Origin of the sequence: Deinococcus alpinitundrae (assembly GCF_009982895.1) — a bacterium.
Lineage (GTDB): Bacteria > Deinococcota > Deinococci > Deinococcales > Deinococcaceae > Deinococcus > Deinococcus alpinitundrae.
The window spans coordinates 60,466-82,095 of record NZ_WXZL01000016.1; the positions used below are offsets into that span (position 1 = coordinate 60,466).

Sequence of the window (21,630 nt, forward strand, 5' to 3'; positions counted from 1 at the left end):
GACCGTAGCTTGCGTGCAGGCGACTACTCCACCCGCAGGTAAATGGCCTTGAGGTACTCGGCCTCCGCAAAAGTGGCGTGGTGGTCGGGGGCGTGGCGGGTGGTGCGCAGCTCCTTCCAGGCCCGGCCACTGCGCCGCGCCACGGTGCGCACCGCCTCGAAGAATTCCTCGGCGCTGACGTGTGATGAGCACGACGCCGACATCAGCACGCCGCCGGGCCGCAGCCGGTCAATGGCCTGCTCGCTGAGGCGGCTGTAGGCGCGGATGGCCCCCTCGCGCTCGATTTCGCGCCGGGCCAGCGAGGGCGGGTCGAGCACGATCAGATCGAACGGCTCGCTCGCGCTGGTGTCGGCGGCTCCTGGCTTTGGCGATCCGGTCTCGCCCAGCCAGGCGAACACGTCGGCCTGCACCGGGCGGTGAAAGCAGCGCGCCACGCCGGGCAAGTCGCGGTTGAGCGCGAAGTTGCGCTCGCTGCTCTCCAGGGCGTGGCGGCTGATGTCCACGCTGACCACCTCCGCCGTGCCCGCCCGCGCCGAGGCCAGCGAGAAGCCGCCGGAAAAGGAAAAGGCGTTGAGCACCCGCCGGCCGTCGCCCTGCTGCACCAGTTTCTCGACCATGCTGCCCACGATCCGGCGGTTCTCGCGCTGATCGAGGAAGAATCCGGTTTTCTGGCCGCGCACGACGTCGGCCTCGAACTTCAGGCCGTACTCCTGAAAGATGACCGGGCCGCTGATGGCCTCGCCCAGCAGCACCTGGCCGTCGCTGAAATTCTGCTCGGCGGCCTGGGCCTGCATGTTGCGGCTCAGGCGCAGCACCACCCGCAGATCGGGCCACCCGCCGCGCGCCTCGGCAGGCTCGCCCTCCAGCGCCGCAGCCGTGCCGAAACGCTCTTGCAGCAGGTTCAGCAGCAGCTCCAGTTGCGGCAGCCAGGCCGCCGTATACAGCTTCATGACCAGCGTGTGGGCGTAGCGGTCGAGGACCAGTCCCGGCCAGCCGTCACTCTCACCGTTGATCAGGCGGTAGCCGTCGGTGCCCTCCCCGAAGAGGGCGGCCCGGCGCTGCACCGCGCTTTCCAGGTGGCGCTTCCACCACAGCCGGTCGAGATTGAGCGGCGACCCGGCATGCAGCACCCGCACCCGCAGCGGCGATGTGGGGTCATACAGGCCCACTGCCAGGAAGCGGTCCTGCCGGTCATAGATGATGGCCAGCTCACCGCTGTCGCCCTCGCGGTTTTGCTCGCGCACGCTGCTTTCATACACCCAGGGATGCCCGCGCCGGATGTGCCCCTCGGCGGCGGCGGTGAGGCGCAATCGCAGGCGCGGGCGCTTGGCGGGGCCAGCCTCGGTCATACGATATGGGTGGTCAGCCGGTCGAGGCCCTCGATCTCGACGCTCAGGGTATCGCCCCGCGCCAGCGGCCCCACTCCCGAGGGCGTGCCGGTCAGCACCACGTCGCCACGCTCCAGGGTCACGTAGCGGGTCACGTACGTCAGAATCTGCACCACGTCGAAGATCATGAAGCTGGTGCGGCTGTCTTGTCTGGTCTCGCCGTTGATCAGCGTGCGAATCTGCACGTCGGTCGGGTCGAATTGGGTTTCCAGGGTCGGCCCCAGCGGGCAGAAGCGGTCGGCGGCCTTGGCCCGGAACCACTGCAAATCGGTTTTCTGGAGGTCGCGGGCGGTGAGGTCCAGGGCGCAGGTGTAGCCGAGAATGGCGGCGGGCACCTCCACTGGCGTCAGGTTCTTCGCCGTCTGGCTGATGACCAGCGCCAGTTCGCCCTCGAAGTGAAAGTTCTCGGACCATTCGGGGTACTGAACATTGCCGCCGTTCTCGGCCAGCGCATTGGCCGCCTTGAGAAACAGGCCCGGCTCGCGCGGCAGCTCGCCGGTGTCGTTGCCGAGTTCCTTGATGTGGTCGATGTAGTTGCGCCCCACGCAGACGATCTTGCTGGGTTCGGCGGGAGCCAGCACTTGCACCCTGCTGAGTGCGACCGTCTCGCCGCTGACCTCGCCGCCCATGCCGGACGTGACCTCGATCTGCTCGCCTTCCAGGCGGCCCCAACGCGCGCCCGCTTCGTCCTTGAACCGGATCAGTTTCATAGCCAAGAGTGTAGCGGGGTCCGGCTTCGCTTTGAGGAGAACGCTGCGTCAGCTCCCCAGTTCTGCTGCGTCCTCAGCGGCCCCAGCACTACAATGCCCGCATGACTTCTCCCTCATCCTCCGGCTTTATTCGCGCCGACGACGTGCTGGAGGGAAAACTCTCCGGCGCTCAGGCCACCGCGCTCGAAAAGCACTCGGGTCACGGCAAGCTGATCCGGCTCCTGGAAGTGGTCGGCGTGGGCGGTCCCTTCACGGTGGCCTCGCCCTGGGAACTGGATGACCAGCGCGGGCAGCGCATCATCAACGCCTCGGGCTACGCGGCGCTGCCGTTCGGCGACAACCCACCGGAACTCAATGCTTTTTTGCGCCAGGTGCTCGAACAGACCGATCAGGTGATGTTTGGCCAGCAGTCGATCACGACTTGGCGGGCGGCGCTGGAAACCAACTTGGTGCGGCTGCTGGCCCGCGAGAGCGGTGACCATCACGACTCGCGCGTCTTCTTTTCCAACAGCGGCGCGGAGGCCATTGAGGCGGCCATCAAATTCGCCCAGGCGGCCCGGCCCCAGGCCAAGTACCTGATCAACTTCACCCGCGCTTACCACGGCAAGACGCTGGGGTCGCTGGCCATCACGCCCAATCCCAACCTCCAGGGCCCGTTTCGCAACATTCTCAACCCGGCGGTGATCACCCTGCCGTTCGGCGACGCCGAGGCGGTCGAGCGGGCCATCAAGCGGGTCGGCGATCAGGTCATCGCGGTGGTGCTGGAGCCGATTCTGGGCGAGGCGGGCGTGCGGATTCCGCCGCCGGGTTTTCTCAAGCGGGTGGGCGAGGTGTGCCGTGCGGCGGGCGTTATCGTCATCGCCGACGAGATCCAGACCGGGCTGGGCCGCACCGGCCACTGGTTCGAGAGCGTGGCGCAGGGCCTCATTCCCGACATCCTGACGCTGGCCAAGCCGCTGGGCGGTGGGATGCTGCCGGTGGGAGCCACCATCGTGCGCGACGAGATCTACAAGCCGCTGCTGGGCAGCATCGAGACGGTCAAGCGCCACTCCAATACCTTCGGTGGCAACTCGCTGGCGATGGCGGTGGGCCTCAAGAGCCTGGAACTCCTGATCGAGAACGATTACCCGGCCCGCTCCCGGATGCTGGGCGAGCGCGGGCTGATCCGCCTCAAGGCCTTGCAGCGCCAGCACCCCGGCCTGCTCGAGGACGTGCGCGGCGCGGGCACCCTGTTTGCCATGAATTTCCGGCCTGTTGCCAAGTTGCCGTTCAAGGTGCAGGAAAGCCTCATCTCGGAAGCCACTGGGATGCTGGCGCTGGCGGCTTTCTACCGCCACGGGGTGCTGCTCAACTTCTCACTCAACGCGGCGCGCACCATGCGCCTGACCCCGGCCATGAACATGCCCCAGGAGCTGTTCGACCGGATGTTCGATCAGGTGGAGGCCGCCGCCGCCGATCACCCCAGCAGCTTCTCGCTGGTGCAGAAGTACGGGCTGCCGGAGTTGCTCACGCTGGGTCAGGCTGCCTTTCTGGAGTGAGGTCTCCGCCGGGAGAAGCGGCCCGCCGTTCCCAATGCTGTAACAAGGCCGCTGGCTGGGGAAGCGTGGGGCGGGTGATAGACTCACGCCAACATGACTGACATCGCCAAAGGGTTAGAGGGCGTGCTGTTTACCGAGAGTAAACTCACCTTCATCAACGGATCGGAAGGCATTCTCACCCACTTGGGCATTCCCATTCAGGAGTGGGCGGAGAAGAGCACCTTCGAGGAGCTGAGCTGCGCGCTGCTGGCAGGCAAACTGCCGACGGCCGCCGAGCTCGCCAAATTCGACGCCGCACTGCGCGCCAACCGCGAGGTGCCCGCCGACCTCCTCAAGGAGATCAGCAGCTTTCCGCCGCACGCCAACCCGATGCAGATGCTGCGCACGGCCATCAGCGCTCTGGGCCTCTACGACCCGCAGTCGGAAGACACCAGCGAGGAAGCCCGCTCGGCTATCAGCATCCGGCTGATCGCCCAGTTCTCGACGATTATCGCGGCGATTGCCCGCGTCCGTGGCCGCCAGGACATCGTGGCCCCCCGCGCCGACCTGACGCACGCCGCCAACTTCCTCTACATGCTGACCGGCAAGGAGCCGACCTCGGAGCAGGCCCGCCTCTTCGACATCGCCCTGGTGCTGCACGTCGACCACGGCATGAACGCCAGTACCTTCACGGCGATTGCCACCTCCAGCACCCTGAGCGACATGTATTCGTGCATGGTGTCGGCCATCGGTGCCCTCAAGGGACCGCTGCACGGCGGAGCCAACGAGGCCGTGATGGTCATGCTCGACGAGATCGGCACGCCCGACAAGGCCGCCGACTTCATTACCGCCAAGCTCGACCGTCACGAGAAGATCATGGGCGTGGGCCACCGCGTCTACAAGAACTTCGATCCGCGCTCGCGGGTGCTGCGCGACTACGCCGAGCACGTGGCCAGCAAGGAAGGCAAGAGCAACTACTACCAGATTCTGGAAACCATCGAGAAGATCGTGGTGGACCGCATGGGTGCGCGCGGCATCTACCCCAACGTGGATTTCTACAGCGGTACGGTGTATGCCGATCTGGGCATCGAGAAGGAATTCTTCACCCCGATCTTCGCGCTGGCCCGCATCAGTGGCTGGTGCGCCTCGGTCATCGAGTACACCCGCGACAACCGCTTGCTGCGCCCCGACGCCGTGTACAGCGGGGCCACCGATCAACACTATGTGGAGCTGCAGGACCGCAACTAACCCGCCGCACCCGGAGAGAAGGGCCGCCAGTTCAATTGCGCTGGCGGCCCTTCTCTCTTTGAACGATTAGCGCGAGGTGCCGAAGTCCTGCACCCAGTACTTGCCGTAGCTGCCGCCCTGGACGTAGCCCACACCCAGTTCCTTGAGCGAGGCGTTGAAGATGTTCTTGCAGTGCCCGGTGCTGGCGATCCAGCCGTTGACGACCTCGGTCGGCGTCTGCTGTCCGGCGGCGATGTTCTCGGCCACCGAGCGCCAGATGTAGCCCGCCGCCGTGATGCGGTCGGAGAAGGTGCGTCCGTCGGGGCTGGTGTGCTCGAAATAATTTTTGGCGGCCATGTCGGCGGCGTGGGCCTGGGCCGAGGTCGTCAGCAGCGCGTTCCAGGTCAGCGCCGGGGCCGCAGGGTAGGCGACGCCGCCGCAGCTGCCGCCCTGGGCGCGGGCCAGGTTGGTGAGCCGCAGCACTTCCGCCACGAAGTCGCCGTTGGGTACAGGGGCCGGTGCTGGCGTCGGGGCAGGCACAGGAGCGGGGGTGGGGGGAGGCGCTGGAACTGGTGCTGGAACCGGCGCAGGCGTAGGGGCTGGTGTGACAGGTGGGGCAGGAGCCGGTGTAGGTGCAGGCGTGGGGGCCGGAGCTGGAACCGGTGTGGGCGCTGGCGTCTGGGGAGGAGCGGGTGCCGGAGTCGGTGTCGGTGCCGGTGCTGGCGGTGGCACGGGCGCGGGCTGAATGGGAGCGGGTTGTGCGGGTGGGGGAGCAGGCGGCACCGGACTGGGCTGAACTGGGCTGGGCTGGGCTGGCGGCGGTGGGTCGGCCTGCACCTGCACACTCAGCGCGAACCCCCGCTCCGGGTGGGCGGTTTCGGTGATCTGCACACGGGCCTGTCCCGCCTGGTGGGCACTGAGCATCCCGCTGTCGGTAACCGAGACGATACCTGCGTCGCTGCTCTGCCACCTCAGCCGCCCCGCTGCGGGAGCCTGGCCGCCCATCGTCGGGACCATCTGGAGGGTTTCGCCCACGCGCAGGCTCAGCGCTGCGGGCAGGGTGGCGGTGTCGAGGTCCGGGTCGGGCGCGGGTGTCGCAGGTGCAGGCGCTGGGGTTGCGGCGGGGGGGGAGGCCGCGCCGTGATTGCCCAGCAGTGCGCTGGGACTGGGCAGCGTGAGATTCTGCGATCCGCAGGCGTTCAGCAACAGTGCTGCGCTGGCAAGGAGACCGACCCGTTTCAAAACATTCACCGACATGCGTCAGTTAAGCTTATATAAAGTACTGAAGCCATGAAAAATACCCCAGAAGAAGCTGATTTTGGGAGATAGTTAAAATTCCTCTGACAGTTTTCTAACAGCTCAACCATCAGAAGAGAAGAAACCAACTTTTCTCTTGAATTGCTTTGAACTTGCAGCCACAGTGTAACCCAGGCACTTTAACATCCGAGGGGTGTGTCTAGATTTTCTGATTCGGTGTATCGAGGCATACAGAAAAAACCCGGCGAATGTGCAATCAAAATCTGCATCAACTCGCCGGGTAATACCTGGCTCCTCTGCTGGTTTTGCTCAGGCTTTCAGGCCGTTGCTGCCCTGTAAGGTGCGCTCCACCGTCTCGGTGACTTCAGTCTCGAAGCGGCGCAGATGCTCGCGCAGGCGACTAAGCTCCACGCCGTCGAGGTCGGGCAGCCACAAGACGCTGCGGCCCAGCACGGCGAAGGCCACCTTCTCCTCGTCATCCTCGTCCTCGACCGGGTCGAGCATCAAGGTGCCGTAATCGAGACCCTGGTTCATCAGGTTCATGCCCATCAAGACCTCGGCAATCGCGTCTTCCTCGACGTACAGATCGAGGTCGAGGTGCAGCCGTACCAGCACGCCGCCCTGCTCGTCGGCCTCGGCGTAGAGGGCCACACGCGATTCACCGTCTTGCACCAGCGCGCCGTCGTCCATCATCTCCACGCTCAGCCCGCTGCCCTTCAGGGACGCCACGATGCGGTGAAGCTCATTCATGTTGCGGGTCATGGCGCGGAGTATAGCGCCTGACTTGCAGCGCGATTGGGCGCGTGAAAACCGTTCAGCAAGGGGTCCTCGCTACCTTCTGCCGGGGCGGGTGTTCAGTCGTTGTTGCTGCCCGGCTTGCCGTTCTGCACCGTGTCCTTGGCTGGCCTGAGCGCCGACACCGGCACCCCCTGCATGTACCCCGCGCCTGCCTCGCCCAGCACGTCCACGCTGGCACTCAGCGGGTGCAGCTTGACGACCTTGCCGCAGGCCCCTGACTCGGTGTGACACACGCGGGCGTTCTTGCGCGGCAACTCCTTGAGCAGCTCGACGTACTGGGTGTGCTCGTACTGCAAGCAGCACAGCAACCGGCCACACGGCCCACTGAGCTTCTCGGGGTTGAGCGGCAACTGCTGGTCGCGGGCCATGCGGATGCTGACCGGGGCAAACTCCTGAAGGTGGTTTGACGAGCAGTTCTCGCGCCCGCAGGCTCCCAGCGCGCCAATGATCTGGGCCTGCTCGCGCGGGCCGATGGCGACAAAGTTGACCCGCGCGCGGGTCTGCTCGCGCATGTCCTGAATCAGCGGGCCGAGTTCCAGCCGCTCCTCGGCGCTGTAACTGACCGTCACCAGCGCGCCGTCGAGGGTAAATTCGACCGCCACCACTTTGACCGCCAGCTTGCGGTCACGCGCGCGGGCGCGCAGCAGCCATTTGAGGTCCTCGCCATCGCGCTCCAGGCGTTGCCAGTCGGCCAGGTCTGCCGGGCCAGCGGCGCGCAGGATCATGCCGTAGCGCCCGTTGCCTTCCGGTTCGGCTTCGCCGCGCACAGTGGCGACTTCGGGGCCGCGCTTACCCTGCACCACCACCCGGCAGCCCACCGCGTGCGCTTCCTCGGTGAGCATCGAGTGCAACTTGGGGCTGCGTTCAAAACGAATCGGCTGAATCCACACGTTGCACCCAAGATGGCACGCTCAGGCAGTCGGCGTGGGGGGACGGGTCACGAAGGGCCGCCGGGCGGGCTTAGACTGACCTCAGCCTGAACCTCGAACACCTTTGGAGATTACCCATGCCTGAGTCCGGCCCAGAACCGATCAACACAGCACCAATCAGCACGGACCCGGTCCATCTCGAATCCGCCAGCCCGGACTCGCCCGAGCGTGCTTACAGCGACTTTACCCGCAGCCTGAGTTATGGCGACTACCTGCGAATCGACACCCTGACCAGCGCCCACCAGCCGGTGACCCAGGCGCACGACGAGCATCTGTTCATCGCGGTGCACCACGTTTCTGAAGTCTGGCTCAACCTGATCGTGCAGGAATTGCGGGCGGCCATGACGCTGCTCGCGGCGGGCGTGACCGACGCGCCGCTGAAGATGCTCAGCCGGGTGGTGCGGGCGCAGGAGCAGATGACCAACGCCTGGGAAGTGCTCAAGACCATGACGCCCGCCGATTATTTGCAGTTTCGCAGCGCCTTCGGACGGGCCTCGGGGTTTCAGTCGGCCCAGTACCGGATGATGGAATTTTTGCTGGGCAACCGGAGTGCGACCTTGCTGCGCCCGCACCAGCACCGCCCCGATGTGCTCGGCCCGCTGGAAGCCGCGCTGAACGCCCCGAGCTTGTATGATCTGGCCCTGCGCCTGCTCTCCGAGCGTGGGCTGAATATTCCGGCAGAGGTGCTGGAGCGCGACTTCGCCCAGCCGTACACCCAGAATGAAGCGGTGCTGGCCGCCTGGCTCACCCTCTACCGCGCCCCCGAGCGCTACTGGGACGTGTACGAGCTGGCCGAGAAGCTGCTTGACGTGGAAGACAACTTCCGGCGCTGGCGATTCAACCACCTGACCACCGTGGAGCGCACCATTGGGTTCAAGACTGGGAGCGGCGGTACCAGCGGCGCGGGCTACTTGAGAAAGGCGCTCGACACCGTGCTGTTTCCCGAACTGTGGCAGGTGCGAACGGAGCTTTAGATCTTCCGCTCGAACGCCACCTGACCGCCCACCACCGTCAGCATCGGCCAGCCTTTCAGGTCCTGGCCCACCCAGGGATTGAACTTGGCTTTGCTCTTGAAGGTGGCGGGGTCGACACTCCGCACCGTTTCCAGATCGAGCAGGGTGAAGTCGGCGGGTTGCCCGGCCTCCAGACTCGGCGCGGGCCAGCCCAGCACGCGGGCCACATCTGTAGTCAGCAGTTCCACGATTTTTGCCAGGCCCAGTTCGGCCCCGAAGTTGGTCCACAGCAGTGGAAAGGCGATCTCGATGTAGGCGATGCCTGAAGGCGCTTGCAACATGTCCAGCTCTTTTTCGGCGCGGGTATGCGGGGCGTGGTCGGTGGCGAGACAGTCCACGCTGCCGTCTTTGAGACCCGCCAGCAGCGCCTGGGCGTCACTCTGGGTGCGCAGCGGCGGGGCGACCTTGTACACGGCGTCGAAGCTCCGCAGCGCCTCGTCGGTGAGCAGCAGGTGGTGGGGGCAGACCTCGCAGGTGATATTCACTCCCTGCGCTTTGGCCGCCTTGACCAGCTCCAGAGCGCGGGAAGTGGAGAGGTGCTGGATGTGCAGCCGCCCGCCGGTCATGCGGCAGATCTCGATGTCGCGGGCGATGCGGGCTGCCTCCGCCGCCGCCGGATTACCGGGCAGCCCCAGCGCCTCGCTGACGAATCCCTCATTCATCACGCCGCCGGCCCGCAGGCCCGCGTCCTCGGCGTGCACGCTGACCACGATGCCCAGCGAGTGCGCGTATTCCAGACCCAGCCGCAGCGTGCGCGCGTTCTCGTTGGTGCGCCCGTCGTCGGTAAACACGGCGGCTCCGGCTTCGGCCAGCAGCGCCAGTTCGGCCAGTTGCTCGCCCTCTTGCCCGCGCGTCAGGGCCGCGGCGGGACGCAGGCGGGCCAAGCCCAGCGCGGCGGCCTTCTCGATCAGGGCACGGACGATGGCGGGGTCGTCCACCACGGGCGCGGTGTTGGGCATGGAAATGACGGTGCCGTAGCCGCCCGCTGCTGCCGCCGCGAGGCCCGAGGCGAGGTCTTCTTTCTGCTCCTGCCCCGGCTCGCGCAGGTGGGCATGCGGCTCGATGAAGGCGGGCACCAGGGTCGCACCGTTGCCGTCGAGGGTGTCACCCTCTTCTTCGAGGTTCCAGCCCTTGATCAGACCATTCTCAATCGTCAAGGTTTCGGGTTTGTCGGAATTGGAGCGGCGGATATTGGTGATGGTCAAATTCATGGCTATACCTCGGTCAGTTTGTCGTTGTAGATAATATGAGCAGTGATTGAAATGCCGTATTCCAACCCTAGGCCCTTATAAGAGAGGTCAAGTGTGCAATCACCTATCTTCCATATGGTTGCTTTACAGAGATAAGGAGCGCCATCCATATTGGAGCATTCCAATTCAGAGCCTTGCTGGATCCCTAGAGTCTCTTCGAACTCTGCGGCGCAAGATTCATAATATTTGAAGTTGCTTTTATAATTCTCTTCAGCCCCTCTGCTATCCTTTTCTAAATTAAATTCTCGAAAGAATAGACAAAACGTAAGTGTGTTTTCCAAAACGTTTGCCGCATGAAACACATTATTCCTGATCATTTCAAATCTTTTGCTTACAATACTAAAACCAGTCAATCTGAATTTATGTTGCATAACTCCCCTCTCGAGAGGCGCTTTTGATTTCGCAGCCCCTCGGAAGATGTCGATAACTTTCTCTATAGAATTTCGGATATCAGACGTCACTTTAATTTCTGCCCACCAGCAAGTGATACAGCGTGCTCATCCGCACGGCCTGCCCATTTTCCACCTGCGCCAGGATGCGGCTGCGCGGGCCGTCGGCGGTCTCGCTGCTGATTTCCACGTCCCGGTTCATCGGTCCCGGATGCAGCACGACCGCCTCATTCGGCGCGAAGGCCAGCAAGTCCTCGTTGACCTGATACACCCGTGCGTAATCTTGCAAGCTGCCCACGTACCCGGCGTCCATCCGCTCCTGCTGTAATCTCAACGCCATCACCGCGTCGGCGTTCCCGACGGCCTCGCGGGGGTCGGTGGTGAGCGTCACACTTTCGGCGGCCAGTTCACGCGGCAGCAGGGTGGCCGGGCCGCACAGAATAACCTTCGCGCCCAGCTTGGGCAAGAGTTCTGCATTGCTGCGGGCCACCCGCGAGTGGCGCACGTCACCGATGATCGCCACCGTTTTGCCTTCTAATCCACCGAACTCGCGTCGGATGGTGTAGGCGTCCAGCAAAGCCTGGGTGGGGTGCGCCCGCCGCCCGTCGCCTGCATTGATGACCGGCTTGCCGCTGTAGCGGGCCACCAGATGCGCCGCGCCCGCCGCCTGATGGCGCACCACGAAGGCGTCCACCTTGTAGGCGCTCAGCACTTCGATGGTGTCGCGGATGCTCTCGCCCTTGCTCACGCTGCTGGCACCCGCCGCGAAACTCACCACGTCGGCGCTCATTCGCCGGGCGGCCAATTCAAAGCTGATGCGGGTGCGGGTGGAGTTCTCGAAGAAGACGGTGCAGACCGTCAGGCCTTGCAGGGCCGGAACCTTCTTCACGGGCCGGTCTAACACCTGCAACATGGTGTCGGCGTTGTCCAGTAGAGCGGCGAGGCGCTCCACATTCCAGTCCTGAAAGTCCAGCAGATGTCTGGGTTTGGGCGAAGTCATTCTCGCACACTCTGAATTTCGTCCAGATCCCACAGCTCCACGCCGTCCGTCCCGTCGGTCTCGGTGAGCTTCACCTTGACGACCTCGCTCTTGGCCGTCGGCAGGTTCTTGCCCACGTAGTCGGCCCGAATCGGCAGTTCACGGTGTCCCCGGTCCACCAGCACGGCGAGCTGAATTCCTTCCGGGCGGCCCAGGTCAATCAACGCGTCCAGGGCGGCCCGCACGGTGCGCCCGGTGTAGAGCACGTCGTCCACCAGAATGACGCGGCGCTGCGAGAGGTCAAACGGCACCTCGGTTTCACGGATGATCGGCTGCTTGGCGATCTCGCTCAAATCATCGCGGTACAGCGTGATGTCCAGCCGTCCCAGCGGCACATCTACCCCTTCGAGTTCCTGCAACTTGGCGGCCAGCCGCGCAGCAATCGGAATGCCGCGCGTATGCACGCCAATCAGGGCCAGGTTTTCTGCACCCTTGTTGCGCTCCAGGATCTCGTGGGCAATCCGCGTCAGGGCGCGGCGCATCTCGTCGGCGCTGAGAATCGAGGCCTTCATGCGCTCTGCTCGCCCAGCAGGCAAAAAAAGTGGCCGTCCATATCAACATGGCGGCGGGTCAGGGTGGTTGCAACAGTGGTCATCTGGCTCCTTTTGGGCCTCACGGGGCCGCGTTAAAAGTGCGTGGTTGGGTTGTGTACTCTCAGCAGCGCGTGGGCCGCCCGGCAGCATAGCGCAGCAGGAGGCCGGGGCCAAGCCTGCCCAGGCGCATACAGCGACTCAGTTTGCGGCTGTGAAGGCCAACCCTTCAGCCCTGGGGCGTGGCCAGCGTTTCGTGAACGCCCAGCCCGTGACGGTAGACCAGCTGGCCGCCCAGAAAGCCCCCCACCATACTCAGCGCCAGTCCGCCGTTGGCCAGCCCCTTGCCCAGGAGTCGGCGGCCTCCCCAGCGGCTGAGCAATGAGGCGGTGTAGAGCAGCACGGCGGCGTCGTTGAGCAGCGCGTGAACCGTCGCCGTGCGGCGGGCCGCGCCCCGGGTGTTGCTCCAGTCCACGAGGCCGCTGGCAATGGTGCCCAGCGCTCCCAGCGTACCGGTCAGGAGGGCCAGATCGGCGGCCCGCGCGCTGCCCCGGGCCGGAAGGTGATCGAGCACACCCGCCACCAGCCAGCCGCCCAGCGGCAGATGCACCAGCAGCGGATGCAGCGGATGGCCGATGGTCTGGCCGTGCAAGAAGGCGATCACTGGCTTGGGGACGTGCTCTAGCAGCTCGTTGACCTTGCCCTGAAGCGCCTCGGCAAGCGCCTCTACAGCGGGATGATCGGTGAGGGCGTCTTCCAGACGGTCATTGATGGTCGAATCGCGGTGGGTGGTGGTCATGTCGCCTCCTGTGGACTTCAAGCTAGGGGGAGCGCCTGCCGGAGCGGTGAGAGCGTCTTGGGGCAGCGTTTTCAGAGCGTTGTGGCAGGCCCAATCTCCCGAAGTTTAAGACGCACTAAACTTGACACAACTACGCTCAGGTTATAGGATATGGACATCGGTGAAAGACGTTCCGGCGCTCTCCCGAACCACTTCCCATCTCACCCAAGGAGGAACCCCCATGATGCGATTTGATCCGTTCCGAGAAATCGAAGAACTCAGCCAGCGTGTGGACCGGGCCTTCGGTCAGGCGGCCCAGGCTCCCGCCCGCTTCGCGCCCCCAGTAGACGTTCACGAGGACGAGCAGGGTCTGGAACTCGCGCTCGACTTGCCCGGCGTTCAGCCGGATACCATCAGCGTGGACGCCGAGAACCAGACCCTGAGTGTGCAGGCCGAACGCAAGTACACCCGCACCGAGGGCCGCACCGCCCACCGCGTCGAGCGCGCCTACGGCACCTACTCGCGCACCTTCAGCGTTCCGGCCAAGTATGACCTCAGCAAGGTGGAGGCCAGCTTCGAGAACGGCTCGCTGACCATCAGGGTGCCGCGCAGCGAGGCCGCCCAGAAGCGCAGCATTACGGTGAAGTCCGGCAAGACCGTGAATGCCGAACTTGGCAACGACACCGAAAACCCCAGCGCCTGAGCCGTTCGAACGCCGAAACCGCCCTCAAATTCTGGGGGCGGTTTTTTGTGGTGTGCCGCCGCGGCAGCAGGCGGCTCGGCGAGCTGGACCACAGCCCGGCCCCGCTGCCCGCGCTAGCCTGCTGCCCGTGACTTCCCGTTCCAATCAGACCCTGCTTGCCGCCGAAGATGTGCGGGTCGTGTACGGCGCTCAGCTGGTGCTCGGCGCGGTCTCGGTGCAGGTGTCCGGCGGCGAGCGGCTGGCCCTGCTGGGCCGCAACGGTGCGGGCAAGACCACCTTGCTGCGCGTGCTGTCGGGCGAGTGCCGCCCCGACGACGGCTCGGTGTGGCGCGCTGACGGATTGCGGCTGGCGGTCCTCGATCAGCAACCGATCTACCGCGCGGGCGTGACGGTGCGCACGCTGCAAGACGCCGTCAATCCTTACCGCGCCGTGCTGGCCGAGTTGCGGGGGCTGGAAGACGACCTCTCCGACCCGGCCCGGCTGGAGCGCTGGACGGCCTTGCAGCACCGTTTGGAAGATGCCGATGCCTATGCTTGGCCCGCGCGCGCCGCCCGCGTAATGGCCATGCTCGACCTGACCCGCTTGCTCGGCCGCGAGGCGGCCACCCTCAGCGGCGGCGAGACCACCCGGCTGAGCCTGGCCCTGGCCCTGCTGAAAGGGCCGGACGCGCTGCTGCTCGACGAGCCGACCAACCACCTCGACATCCGCATGCGCGAGTGGCTCGAAAGCTGGCTGACCGGTTACCGCGGCGCACTCATCCTGACCAGCCATGACCGCGAATTCCTGGACAGGGTGGCGACCCGCAGTGTGTGGATTGAGGCCGGTGAGGCCCAGCCCTACCCCGGCGGCTACACCCGCGCCCGTGAGCTGCGCGACCAGGAGCGCCGCGTTCAGGGCAAGGCGGCCCGCCTCAGCCGCCGGGAGGCTCAGCGTCTCTCGGGTAGTGCCGAGCGGCTCGACGTGTGGGGCCGCCGCTCGCGCTCGGTCAAGAGCCGCGCTTCGAGGGTCGAACTCATCGACGCTCCGCAGCCCGAACGCGCCCTCAAGATGCGGCTGCTGGCGGGTCAGGCCCGTGCCCGGCTGCTGCTGTGGGCCGAGCATGTCAACCGCCATTACGGTGAGCGGCTGATTCTGGAAAATGTGGCCCTCAAGCTGCGCCAGGGCGACCGGGTGGCCCTGATGGGCGCGAACGGCACCGGCAAGACGACCCTGCTCAAGTTGCTCTCCGGCGACCTCCACCCGGACGCGGCCCCGGCGGGCGAGGCCCAGGGCGTGTTGCGCCTCGCGCCCGGCGTCACGCTGGCGAGCCTGGACCAGACCTGGCACGGCCTCAACCCCGATGAGGCCCTGCACGCCCAGTTCGAGGAGCGCTTCGGCAACCGCGCTGGGGCCTTGCTGGGCCGGGCCGGATTCTCCAGCACCGACTGGCCCAAGTCGCCGCGCGAGCTGTCGGGCGGTGAGCGGGCGCGGGCAGGCCTGGCCCTGGTGAGTGCCTTGCGGGCGGATCTGCTGCTGCTCGACGAGCCGACCAATCACCTCGACGTGGAAGCGCTTGAAGCCTTGGAGGCCGCCGTCCATGCTTACGGCGGTGCGGTGGTCATCGTGACGCACGACCGCAGATTCGCCCGCGAGGTCAGCAACCGGCTGTGGGTTATTGAGGACTCACAGCTCAAAGAGGTGGAGGGCTGGGGCAGCCGCGTCACGCTCGATCCGGCCCGCAGCCTGGAAGGCGATCCGCCGCCGCCGCCCCCGCCACCCGGTCCCCGCGAGCGGATGCGGCTGAGCGAGCTGAGATTGCTGGCGATTGACACGGAACTCAACACCACCCTGACCCAGCGCGAGGAGGGGCGGCTGCGCTCGGAGCGTCATCGCCTACGCGCTGGCCTGCTCGACCTCTACGCCGAGGTTTACGGTGCGCCCCAATACGACCTGGAGGTGCGCGAAAAGCATCTGCGGGTGCGGGCGCAGCGGCTCGGAAGCGGCGGGATGTTCTGGGCCGCCCGCGACGAGACGTGTGGGCATTTTGCCTGGGACGGCCACACCCTGCGCCTGATGGGGTCGGCCCCCGCCTGGTACGCCGCCGACTTGCTGGGCGGCACGCTGCGGATTCTGTTCGAGCACTGGAATGTGGGCCGGGTGGCGCTTGGCGAGGGCGGCGCGGTGCTCAATCGGCGGCGCTACTTCGAGCGGATCGGGCTGGTGGGCTGAGCGACACCCGGTCAATGCGTTCCTCAATCAATACAGTGCTCAGCCAACAAAAAAGCCCACCCCAAAAGGTGAGCTGGAAGTTGAAAGGGTGTATCTTACTGAGCGTTCTGCGCGGCGTTGGCCCGGTTGATGGCCTTGGCCAGACGGCTCTTTCTGCGCGCGGCGGTGTTCTTGTGCAGGGTGCTGCCCTTGGCGGCCTTGTCGAGCAGGCTCTCGGCCTTGCGCTGCAACTCGGCGGCGTCGGGAGCGCTCGCAGCGGCGGCGACCAGGGCCTTTTTGGTAAAGGTCTTGATGGTGCTCTTGCGGCTGCGGTTGATCATGCGGCGCTTGAGGCTCTGGCGGTGACGCTTCTGGGCAGATTTGTGACGTAAGGCCATGTTCTTTCTCTCTTTCTTCGCGGCTTGCGAAGCGGTTCCGGTACGGCTTGATTCGGAACTCGGGGCGTCGGGGGCAGTGTCTCTGCCGCTGGCGCTGACATGCCGGAGCATGCTGCCGCCTCCTGAAAGGCAACTTTGAAAGTTTACACGCTTGCCCCTCAGCGTGCAAGGGCTAGCATGAGCGGGTGCGTAGGCCCCGCAAGTTTGGTTCGACAAACGTTCCTCCGACAAATGCTGCTTCAGCCGACTCCACGCCGGACACCGAGCAACGGCCTGTGCGTGAGAAGACGCCCGACGAGCAGCGCGCCGCTTTGATGGAGTACGCCCTGCGCGCCCTCTCGCAGCGCTCGCTCAGCGCCGCCGAACTGCGCGGCAAGCTGGGCAGGCGCAGCGAGGACGAGGAGCAGATTCAGCAGGTCATTGACCGCCTGATTGAGCTGCGCTATCTCGACGACGCCCAGGTGGCCCGTGCCGAAAACCAGCGCCGGGGCGTCGGCGCCTACCGGGTGCGCCAGCGGCTCAAGCAGCGCGGCGTCGACGAGGCACTGATTCAGGACACCTTGCAGGCCCGCGACCCCGACGAGGAGGTCGCGCAGGCGCTGAGCCTGCTGACCCGGCGACTGAGCAGCTTCCAGCGCGGCAGCAACCCCAGGGCCAAGGCCTACGGTCTGCTGGCCCGGCGCGGCTACGGCAGCGATGTGATTCGCCGGGCCTTGGCAGAACTGGACTGGACCGCCGGGGCCGGGGAGGACGAAACCTGGCTGGGCGACGGTGAGCCGGGCGAGGATGAATAGTGCAGGTGAATAGACTTTTCTCAGCTTGACACCTTTTCGGCGCGCCGTTAGACTACCTTCCGCACGAAAGCCGGGCCGGGTCAATTTTGGTCTCTGTGAGTAGGCGCGTGGTTCGGGGCGTAGCGCAGCCTGGTAGCGCACGTCGTTCGGGACGACGGGGTCGGAGGTTCGAATCCTCTCGCCCCGACCACATCAACAGCCTTCCCGGCACTGCCTTCTCGGCACTGGGGAGGCTTTTTTATATGGCCTGTCAGGGGTTGGCCCGGCAGAAGTTGAGGTTTTTTTCTGGAGTCTGTATGCGCGTATTCGCCATCGCCGATCTGCACCTGGCCTTCTCGGTGCCCAAACCGATGACGGTCTTCGGGCCGCAGTGGGCCGGGCATCCGCAGGCCATCTTCGAGCGCTGGCGCGAAGTGGTGCGCCCCGGTGATCTGGTGCTGCTGCCGGGCGATCTGTCGTGGGCCATGCGCTTGCCGGAAGCGGTGCAAGACCTCATGCCGGTGGCCGAGTTGCCCGGCACCAAGGTGCTGCTGCGCGGCAACCACGATTACTGGTGGCCCACCATCAGCCGTCTGCGTGCCGCCCTGCCGCCCGGCATGTTCGCGGTGCAAAACGATGCCCTGCGCTTCGGCGGACCCGGCCAGCCGAACGTGGTGGTCTGCGGCACGCGCGGCTGGCTGACCCCCGCCTCGGAAGCCTTCGGCCCCGACGACGCCCGGATCTATGCCCGCGAGGCCGAGCGCCTGCGCCTCTCGCTGCAAGCGGCCCGTACACTCGCAGACGACACCACCCGCACCCTGCTGATGCTGCACTACCCGCCCACCGGCCCGCAGTTTGCCGCCAGCGCCTTTACCGACCTGATCGACGAGTACCGCCCGGATCAGGTGCTCTACGGTCACCTGCACGGTCTGCCCCTCGAGCGCAGCTTACAAAGCTGGCACGGCATCCAGGCGCATCTGGTGGCGGCGGACGTGCTGAAATTCAGGCCCAAACTGATTCTGGAGCTGTGAGGCCGCCGTGGCCGGGCGTCAGCTGCGCCGCGCCAGCCAGATCATGTGTCTGGCTCCCTTGCCGGGACGGGCGCGGGCCACTTTTTCCTCGACCTGGTAGCCCGCCTCGCGCAGCCTGCGGGTAAAGCGGGTGTTCTTTTCTGCCGACCAGATCGCCAGCACGCCGCCGGGGCGCAGCGCCCGCCAGGTGGCTGCCAGGCCGGAGAGCGAGTAGAGCTGCTCATTTTCCGGGTGGGTCATGGCATCGGGGCCGTTGTCCACGTCGAGCAGCACGGCGTCGTAAGCATTTACCTGCGAGCGGATCAGTGCGCCCACGTCGCCCAGATGCAGATGGCTGCGCGTATCAGTCAGCGGTTGCCCGGCGCACTCGCCCAGCGGTCCCCGGTTCCATTCGATGACGCCCGGCACCAGTTCGGCCACCGTCACTGAGGCGGCGGGGCCGAGCACGCGCAGGGCGGCAGCCAGGGTAAAGCCCATGCCCAGACCGCCGATCAGCACGCTGGCATCTTGGCCGTGCAGGTGCTGGCAGCCCCACTCGGCCAGCAGATCCTCGGAAAAGTGCAGGCGGCTGTTCATCAGCTCGCTGACATACCCGGAAATCTGAATCGAGAACTCGTCCCCGCGCCGCGACAAGACCAGTTCGTCCTGAGAGCCGGGAATCGGCGCGCGCCCGATCTGCACCAGCGGCGGCATTTAAGGTTCGATCGGCGCGGTGGACATCGGGTAGCTGCCGATGATCTTGGCAAAGCTGGCCTTGCGCAGCACGCTGCCGAGCGCTGCGGCCACCTCGGGATCGTCGGCGTTGCCCTCGAAATCGACGTGAATCAGGTAGCTCCAGGCCCGGTCCTTGCGCGGGCGCGAGACGATGCTCGACATGTTCAGACCGCGCAACTGGTTGAGGGTGTCGAGCAGCGAACCGGGGGTGTGGCGCACCGCAAACACGACGCTGGTCTTGTGCGGTCCGCTGCTGGGCAAGGCTTCGCGGTGCGAGAGCACCAGAAAGCGGGTGAAATTGAACGGCTCGTCTTCGATGCCGCTTTGCAGGACTTCCAGGCCGTAGAGTTCGGCGGCCCGCTTGGAGGCGATCACGCCCTCATCGCGTGCGCCGCGCTCGGCGAGGTCCTTGGCGCTGCCCGCCGTGTCGTAGGCGGCGACCGGCGTCAGGTGGTGCTCTTTCATGAACTCGGTGCATTGATCGAGGGCCGGTTGCTGCGAGTAGACCCGCTTGATGTCGCCGAGCGCGACGCCGGGCAGGGCCATCATGGCGTGCGAAACCCGCACCACCACTTCCCGGATGACGTGCAGATCGGTCTCGGCCAGCAGATCGATCGACTGCAGGATCGATCCCATCAAGCTGTTTTCGACCGGCAGCACCGCCAGATCGGCGTGGCCGTTTCCGACGGCTTCCAGCACTTCGTGGAAGGTGGCGTAGCCGTGAACGGCCGCCAAGTCGGCACTGCCCAGCGCAGCAATTTCGCTGTAGGAGCCGGGGTTGCCCTGGTAGGCCACCTTGATAGCACTCTCCGGGTGGGGCAGCCGGTCTTCGGGCAAACTCATGGTCATGCCCTGAAGCGTAGCGCAGAGCCGGGACGCTGAGGGCGGTGCGCTAGGCTTGGGCATGTCTGATTTCCTGCCTGAAGCCGCCCTGTCTCCTGTTGCCCTGCTTGATCTGGACGCCACCGACCTGATCGCCGCCGTCGCCGCCGGAACGGTGAGTGCTGCCGACATCACCCGGCTGTATCTGTCCCGGATCGAGGCGCTCAATCCAGCCCTGCACGCCGTCATCGCGGTCAATCCGCAGGCACTTGAGACGGCTGAGGCGCTGGATCATCTGGCGGCCGTGCAGCGCGGCCCGCTGCACGGCCTGCCCATTCTGATCAAGGACAACATCGACGTGGCCGGCCTGCCCACGACGGCGGGCAGCGCGCTCATGGCCCGCCACCTGCCCACTGCCGACGCCCCGCTGGTGGCCCGGTTGCGGGCGGCGGGCGCGGTGGTGCTGGGCAAGGCCAACATGACCGAGTGGGCCAATTTCATGACGGTGGATATGCCCAACGGCTACTCCTCGCGCGGCGGACAGACTGTCAATCCCTGGCAAGTGGGGGCCGATACCGGCGGCAGCAGTTCCGGCAGCGGCGCGACGGTGGCGGCCCGGCTCGCGCCCGCCGCTATCGGCACCGAAACCAGTGGCAGCATTCTCTCGCCTGCCCATCAGAACGGCGTCATCGGCCACAAGCCGACGGTGGGCCTGATTCCGCGCGTCGGCGTGGTGCCGATCTCGCCCACCCAGGACACCGCCGGGCCGCTGACCCGCACCGCCCGCGACGCCGCCCTGATCTCGGGCGTGATGGCCGGAGCCGATGAACGCGACCCGGTCACCCTTTCAGCGCCGCGACAGGGGTTCCAGTTGCCGCCCGACGCCCTGCGCGGCGCGCGGATCGGCGTGGTGCGCAGCAGCTTCTGGGAGCGCCTCACGCCCGAGCAGCGTGAACGGCTGGACGCGGCCCTGGCGGCCCTGGGTGCGGCTGGCGCGGTGCTGGAAGATGTGGCCCTGGAAAGCGAGCCGGAGCTGCGCTCCGCCGGATTCGAGGTGCTGCTCTACGAATTCAGGCCCGCGCTCGACGCTTACCTGGCGGGCGTCAGCGACGGGCCGGGCAGCCTGGCGGCGGTGATCGAGGCGTCCGACGCCGACCCGCAGCGGCTCCAGCGCCACGGCATGCTGCTGCTCCAGGCGGCCCAGGCCACGCGCGGCGACCTCTCCGAGCGCGCTTACGCAGAGGCCAGGGCGCGCGACCTTCATCTGGCCGGAGAGCGCGGCCTGACGCCGCTGTTCTCGCAGTGCGAGGCCCTTATCTTTCCTGGCTACAGTGGCTACGCGCCCGCCGCCAAGCTGGGACTGCCGAGCGTCAACGTGCCGCTTGGCCTCTCGGACGGTAAGCCGGTGGGCCTGCAACTGTGTGGCCCGGCCTGGAGTGACGCCCGGCTGCTGGCGCTGGCGGCCGATCTGCACGCCCGGCTGGGCGGCTTCGTCCCTGCGCCCGACCCGGAGCAGCCGACCCAACCACAGTAAAACCACAGCAAAGTGGCCCGGTGACCCCATCCAGAAGAGAGTGTTCAGAAGGTGAGGGCATTCCGCGCCGGGACCGGGGGTCGGCGGGTATTCTGCAGCCATGACGCTCAGTCTTCTGGTGGCCACGCCGCAACTGGCGGGCAGCGTCTTCGAGCGCGGCGTGCTGCTGATGCTCGAGGACCAGGGCGGCGCGCTCGGCCTGCTGATCAACCGCCCGTCGGCGGCCACAGTGGGGGAGCTGCTGCCAGATGCAGGAACGGCGGTCTCCGGGCTGGCCGCCTACTTCGGCGGTCCGGTGGAGCGCAGCGCCGGATGGTGCCTGTACCCGGCGGCGGTAGGGGAGGCCGAGGAACTTCAGCTCGCGCCGGAGCTGTGGCTCTCGCGCGATCAGGGCGTGCTGAGCCGCCTGCTCACCGGGACGCAGCGCTTTTACCTGTTGCTCGGCTACGCGGGCTGGTCGCCGGGCCAGCTCGAGCGCGAGGCGCGTGCCGGAAGCTGGCTGTGGGGCGAGGTCGCCGACACCGACCTCGCCGCGCTGCTGTGGCGCACCTCCGACGAGCACAAGTGGCCCGCCGCGCTGACGCTCCTCGGTACCCCGCCGGAGAATGTGGTGGGCGGCGCGCAGGCCTGAGGGAAGGGGTC

At 66.2% G+C, this 21,630-nt stretch carries 22 protein-coding genes and 1 tRNA gene; 10 read left to right on the forward strand and 13 right to left on the reverse strand.

The genetic code is table 11. From position 1 onward, the window contains the following. Positions 1 to 23: 23 nt before the first annotated feature. Together GUI70_RS14820 and GUI70_RS14825 are read right to left on the reverse strand one after the other, a co-directional pair. Positions 24 to 1,349 carry a class I SAM-dependent methyltransferase gene (locus GUI70_RS14820; protein ID WP_161883095.1) on the reverse strand — a complete coding sequence of 442 codons (1,326 nt, stop codon included), beginning with the start codon at positions 1,347 to 1,349 and terminating at the stop codon, positions 24 to 26. Then, complete coding sequence (locus tag GUI70_RS14825) at positions 1,346 to 2,098, reverse strand: fumarylacetoacetate hydrolase family protein (protein ID WP_161883096.1); 753 nt, start codon at positions 2,096 to 2,098, stop codon at positions 1,346 to 1,348. The genes GUI70_RS14820 and GUI70_RS14825 overlap by 4 nt, the downstream gene beginning before the upstream one ends. 101 nt (positions 2,099 to 2,199) lie before the next feature. On the opposite strand from GUI70_RS14825, the gene GUI70_RS14830 reads away from it, so the two are divergent. Beyond that, positions 2,200 to 3,636 carry a class-III pyridoxal-phosphate-dependent aminotransferase gene (locus GUI70_RS14830; RefSeq protein WP_161883097.1) on the forward strand — a complete coding sequence of 479 codons (1,437 nt, stop codon included), beginning with the start codon at positions 2,200 to 2,202 and terminating at the stop codon, positions 3,634 to 3,636. A 93-nt stretch (positions 3,637 to 3,729) separates the two neighbouring features. Next, entirely contained in the window at positions 3,730 to 4,863 is a 1,134-nt protein-coding gene (locus tag GUI70_RS14835) for a citrate/2-methylcitrate synthase (protein WP_161883098.1), read from the forward strand. A 66-nt stretch (positions 4,864 to 4,929) separates the two neighbouring features. Here GUI70_RS14835 and GUI70_RS14840 read toward each other — a convergent pair whose 3' ends face one another. From GUI70_RS14840 to GUI70_RS14850, 3 genes are all read right to left on the reverse strand, one after another. Then, entirely contained in the window at positions 4,930 to 6,099 is a 1,170-nt protein-coding gene (locus GUI70_RS14840) for a CAP domain-containing protein (RefSeq protein WP_161883099.1), read from the reverse strand. A 309-nt stretch (positions 6,100 to 6,408) separates the two neighbouring features. After that, positions 6,409 to 6,861 (reverse strand): hypothetical protein, encoded by a 453-nt coding sequence (locus tag GUI70_RS14845; RefSeq protein ID WP_161883100.1) that lies wholly within the window; start codon positions 6,859 to 6,861, stop codon positions 6,409 to 6,411. 92 nt (positions 6,862 to 6,953) lie between these two features. Then, positions 6,954 to 7,739, reverse strand: coding sequence for a PSP1 domain-containing protein (locus GUI70_RS14850; RefSeq protein ID WP_161883133.1), 786 nt, complete (start codon positions 7,737 to 7,739; stop codon positions 6,954 to 6,956). A 164-nt stretch (positions 7,740 to 7,903) separates the two neighbouring features. Between GUI70_RS14850 and kynA the strand changes: the two genes are divergently transcribed. After that, positions 7,904 to 8,800, forward strand: a complete 897-nt coding sequence (gene kynA, locus GUI70_RS14855) for a tryptophan 2,3-dioxygenase (protein ID WP_161883101.1) — start codon at positions 7,904 to 7,906, stop codon at positions 8,798 to 8,800. Here the strand turns inward: kynA and GUI70_RS14860 are convergent. The 5 genes from GUI70_RS14860 to GUI70_RS14880 all read right to left on the reverse strand — a co-directional run bounded on the left by GUI70_RS14860 (position 8,797) and on the right by GUI70_RS14880 (position 12,846). Continuing rightward, positions 8,797 to 10,050 carry a dihydroorotase gene (locus tag GUI70_RS14860; protein WP_161883102.1) on the reverse strand — a complete coding sequence of 418 codons (1,254 nt, stop codon included), beginning with the start codon at positions 10,048 to 10,050 and terminating at the stop codon, positions 8,797 to 8,799. The two genes, kynA and GUI70_RS14860, sit on opposite strands and share 4 nt — an antisense overlap. A 2-nt stretch (positions 10,051 to 10,052) precedes the next feature. Further along, complete coding sequence (locus GUI70_RS14865; RefSeq protein WP_161883103.1) at positions 10,053 to 10,550, reverse strand: hypothetical protein; 498 nt, start codon at positions 10,548 to 10,550, stop codon at positions 10,053 to 10,055. 1 nt (position 10,551) lies between these two features. Next, positions 10,552 to 11,478, reverse strand: a complete 927-nt coding sequence (locus GUI70_RS14870; RefSeq protein ID WP_161883104.1) for an aspartate carbamoyltransferase catalytic subunit — start codon at positions 11,476 to 11,478, stop codon at positions 10,552 to 10,554. Then, positions 11,475 to 12,029, reverse strand: coding sequence for a bifunctional pyr operon transcriptional regulator/uracil phosphoribosyltransferase PyrR (gene pyrR / locus GUI70_RS14875; RefSeq protein WP_161883105.1), 555 nt, complete (start codon positions 12,027 to 12,029; stop codon positions 11,475 to 11,477). Before pyrR ends, GUI70_RS14870 begins: the two co-directional genes overlap by 4 nt. A gap of 247 nt (positions 12,030 to 12,276) precedes the next feature. After that, a complete protein-coding gene (locus GUI70_RS14880) occupies positions 12,277 to 12,846 on the reverse strand; it encodes a DUF2231 domain-containing protein (RefSeq protein WP_161883106.1) in 570 nt (189 codons plus the stop codon). Between the two features lie 220 nt (positions 12,847 to 13,066). On the opposite strand from GUI70_RS14880, the gene GUI70_RS14885 reads away from it, so the two are divergent. Together GUI70_RS14885 and GUI70_RS14890 are read left to right on the forward strand one after the other, a co-directional pair. Then, entirely contained in the window at positions 13,067 to 13,528 is a 462-nt protein-coding gene (locus GUI70_RS14885; protein ID WP_161883107.1) for an Hsp20/alpha crystallin family protein, read from the forward strand. Between the two features lie 127 nt (positions 13,529 to 13,655). Further along, the gene (locus tag GUI70_RS14890; protein ID WP_237724950.1) at positions 13,656 to 15,737 is read left to right on the forward strand and encodes an ABC-F family ATP-binding cassette domain-containing protein; all 2,082 of its coding nucleotides are present in this window, start codon (positions 13,656 to 13,658) and stop codon (positions 15,735 to 15,737) included. A gap of 95 nt (positions 15,738 to 15,832) precedes the next feature. On the opposite strand, the gene rpsT is transcribed toward GUI70_RS14890, so the two are convergent. After that, positions 15,833 to 16,114 (reverse strand): 30S ribosomal protein S20, encoded by a 282-nt coding sequence (gene rpsT / locus GUI70_RS14895; protein WP_161883109.1) that lies wholly within the window; start codon positions 16,112 to 16,114, stop codon positions 15,833 to 15,835. 275 nt (positions 16,115 to 16,389) lie between these two features. Between rpsT and GUI70_RS14900 the strand changes: the two genes are divergently transcribed. From GUI70_RS14900 to GUI70_RS14910, 3 genes are all read left to right on the forward strand, one after another. Continuing rightward, positions 16,390 to 16,908, forward strand: a complete 519-nt coding sequence (locus GUI70_RS14900) for a RecX family transcriptional regulator (RefSeq protein ID WP_237724951.1) — start codon at positions 16,390 to 16,392, stop codon at positions 16,906 to 16,908. A 113-nt stretch (positions 16,909 to 17,021) separates the two neighbouring features. Continuing rightward, positions 17,022 to 17,098: transfer RNA gene (locus GUI70_RS14905), tRNA-Pro, on the forward strand. Between the two features lie 106 nt (positions 17,099 to 17,204). Then, positions 17,205 to 17,918, forward strand: a complete 714-nt coding sequence (locus GUI70_RS14910; RefSeq protein ID WP_161883110.1) for a metallophosphoesterase — start codon at positions 17,205 to 17,207, stop codon at positions 17,916 to 17,918. Positions 17,919 to 17,936: 18 nt separating this feature from the next. On the opposite strand, the gene GUI70_RS14915 is transcribed toward GUI70_RS14910, so the two are convergent. Beyond that, entirely contained in the window at positions 17,937 to 18,611 is a 675-nt protein-coding gene (locus GUI70_RS14915) for a spermidine synthase (protein WP_161883111.1), read from the reverse strand. Further along, positions 18,612 to 19,481 carry a prephenate dehydratase gene (locus GUI70_RS14920; RefSeq protein WP_161883112.1) on the reverse strand — a complete coding sequence of 290 codons (870 nt, stop codon included), beginning with the start codon at positions 19,479 to 19,481 and terminating at the stop codon, positions 18,612 to 18,614. Positions 19,482 to 19,536: 55 nt separating this feature from the next. Between GUI70_RS14920 and GUI70_RS14925 the strand changes: the two genes are divergently transcribed. Both GUI70_RS14925 and GUI70_RS14930 read left to right on the forward strand, forming a co-directional pair. Further along, positions 19,537 to 20,988: an amidase family protein gene (locus GUI70_RS14925; RefSeq protein WP_161883113.1), complete on the forward strand. Its 1,452-nt coding sequence runs from the start codon at positions 19,537 to 19,539 to the stop codon at positions 20,986 to 20,988. Positions 20,989 to 21,088: 100 nt separating this feature from the next. Continuing rightward, positions 21,089 to 21,619 (forward strand): YqgE/AlgH family protein, encoded by a 531-nt coding sequence (locus GUI70_RS14930; RefSeq protein WP_161883114.1) that lies wholly within the window; start codon positions 21,089 to 21,091, stop codon positions 21,617 to 21,619. The last annotated feature ends 11 nt before the right edge of the window (positions 21,620 to 21,630 follow it).